The organism is Solemya elarraichensis gill symbiont, assembly GCF_002021095.1.
Classification (GTDB): domain Bacteria; phylum Pseudomonadota; class Gammaproteobacteria; order Chromatiales; family Chromatiaceae.
The window spans coordinates 1-2,450 of sequence record NZ_MPRK01000258.1 but is presented as its reverse complement, the minus strand read 5'-3'; the positions used below and the strand labels follow the sequence as shown (position 1 = coordinate 2,450).

Here is a 2,450-nt window from a genome sequence, read left to right as displayed (position 1 = left end):
GTCGATTGCAGCGAGAGTGTCTCGCTGAAACTGCTGGAGAGCGAGGCAATTGCAGCGGCAGTTCACAGACGTGGTCTGCGGCGACTGGTGATGCTGACACTTCCGGAACAGACGCGTTACCTGAAAAAGGCATTCCCGGGGCTCGACAAAATGCGCTTGCAGTATGCCAAGGCCGCGCAGCCGGAAGGATCACGACGAGAAGAGAGCGAACTTCTCGATGAGCTGATTGCCGTGACTATCGACCAGGTATTTCTGCGCGAAGGATTGATCTGGAAACAGGCTGAATTTGAACGTGCAATCGAAGAGAACCGCAGTCACCTGGCCGAAGCCGCTAACAGGATTGCGGCACTGGTGGCCGAGATTCTTGAGACTTATCGTGAGATTCGTACGCGCCTGTCATCAATTTCAGCGCTCAACCTGCTGAGTTGTGTGAATGATATGCAACAGCAACTCGACTTACTGGTTTACCGGGGGTTTATTGAGCAGACGGATTGGCAGCATCTGCAGGCGTATCCACGTTACCTCAAGGCGCTGTTGTTGCGCCTCGAAAAACTCGGACATGCGGCAGCGAGAGATCAGCAGCAGATGCGTGTCATGGCGAGCCTGCAACAAGAGTGGCAGCAGCGCTACCAGCAGATGCAGAGTGATCATCTGCAGGATGAGCGCATTGAGGAGATTCGCTGGATGCTTGAGGAGTTACGTATCTCGCTGTTTGCCCAGGAAGTGAAGACGGCTTATCCGATCTCGGTCAAGCGCATTGAAAAGCGCTGGAAGGAACTGGGCCTGTGATGAGTTATTATTAAGAGCATGAAACAGATGAACGATGAAGAGAGCGTGGAATGCGACGAGGATGGCGTCGAGGTCAAGAGTAAATCACAGGTCAAACGTGAGTTACTCGCGTTAAAGGGTCTGGGTGCAGATCTTGTTACCCTGTCCACAAATCAGCTCACTCGTCTTGCGCTGCCCGAGCACCTGTTTACAGCAGTGAAGAGCGCACAGACGATGAAGAAAGGCGCTCTCAAAAGGCAACTGCAGTATATCGGCAAACTGCTGCGCAAAGAGGATGCAGACCAGATCGTCTCGGACCTCGAGACCATGCGTCAGCCGCACAGGGAGGATGTTGCACATCTGCACCAGTTGGCAGCGTGGCGTGATGCCCTGATCGATGGTGACGAAGAGCTGTTGCAGGACATTATTACCAACCATGCGCAAGTCGACCGGCAGCACCTCAGGCAGTTGATTCGTCAGGCAGGCAAGGAGAGGGAGAAGCAGCAGTCGCCGAAATCGGCACGCTTGCTGTTTCAGTATCTGAAGGCGTTATCCGAGGGTGAGGCCTGAAAGGCTACTTGTGAAATAATTTATCGTCACCCCGGGCTTGACCCGGGGTCCATCAGGAACAGTGCTCGCATCCCCGGATGCCGGCTCAAGGCCAGCATGACGGAGAGGGTGACGTGATAATTCAGGATGTGGAAGTAGGCGAATCAGCTAATCTAGATTAGTCTAAATTTCATCTGACCAATTTATAGACATGTTTTTAACCTGACCTGGTCGAGAGCGGACATTGCCTTATCTTTATTCTATGACTCTTAATGCTGAGAAGCTGGCGGTCGATACATTGAGACTACTTCCGCTAACGGCCAGTAGCGGACTATCAGACTACTGCATGTGAACGACTGCTCCTCGACTATACCGGACAGTGAGATTTGCAAATTCTGGGAATGTTGACCGGCTCTTCCTTGGTAAAAGCGGAAGTGGCCGGATTTAAACGGTCGGCCGCTTGCGATCCAAAGCTGTCATTCCACAGCTACGATAATCGACAGCATAATGATTCACAGTGAGTGAGCACCGTGTTGTGCTTCCGAATTTATGGGGTTGTTACGATGCCGCACGAAGCTCTGCTATGGCTGAAGAAATAACACGTATCGCGGAACGCATTAACAACAGTACAAGAGCTATCGCCACCGCAAGATCGGGCCAGCCCGATCCGGTGAGCCAGACCGCCAAAAGTATTAGGCTGCCTTTGAATAGCGCAACTTTCGTCACAGCAACCGTTCATTCCAGAAACTTCCTGAGTAATAGCTTTGAGTCAGTATAAACAATGGTATGGGTGTCTGCTTATGGCCAAAGTGGACATTTAAAACATGGAGAACTCCACTCTACACTTCGCAGATTAGAATGATTACTGAATTTCGTGTAATAATCTTGCGTTATAGGCCACTGATAGGGCTCACTACGATATATGATGAGCCAAGTGAGGAAGATCTGTGAATAGCAAGAACACTGGACAACTCTCTGCCATTAACTTTCTGCAAGGATTTGCAATTCAAAGTATAAAGGTTGCTGGCCAACTTGGGAGACTGTAAATTAGTTTGTGTATCTGCTTATCATTAACCCCTACGGGAGATAAGCACGATGAACGAAAAAGAAATCCGAGCACTTGCCAACAAGAT

Annotated in this window: 3 protein-coding genes; all 3 read left to right on the top strand. The window is 50.4% G+C overall.

Annotated elements, in window-relative coordinates; all coding sequences use genetic code 11:
• The coding region (locus BOW51_RS09895) for a DUF3418 domain-containing protein (RefSeq protein ID WP_135568236.1) at window positions 1–789 on the top strand (789 nt) is incomplete at its 5' end.
• Between the two features lie 18 nt (window positions 790–807).
• Window positions 808–1,338 carry a ribosome biogenesis factor YjgA gene (yjgA, locus tag BOW51_RS09890; protein ID WP_078477569.1) on the top strand — a complete coding sequence of 177 codons (531 nt, stop codon included), beginning with the start codon at window positions 808–810 and terminating at the stop codon, window positions 1,336–1,338.
• Between the two features lie 562 nt (window positions 1,339–1,900).
• The gene (locus tag BOW51_RS11290; protein ID WP_167367320.1) at window positions 1,901–2,095 is read left to right on the top strand and encodes a hypothetical protein; all 195 of its coding nucleotides are present in this window, start codon (window positions 1,901–1,903) and stop codon (window positions 2,093–2,095) included.
• Window positions 2,096–2,450: the final 355 nt, after the last annotated feature.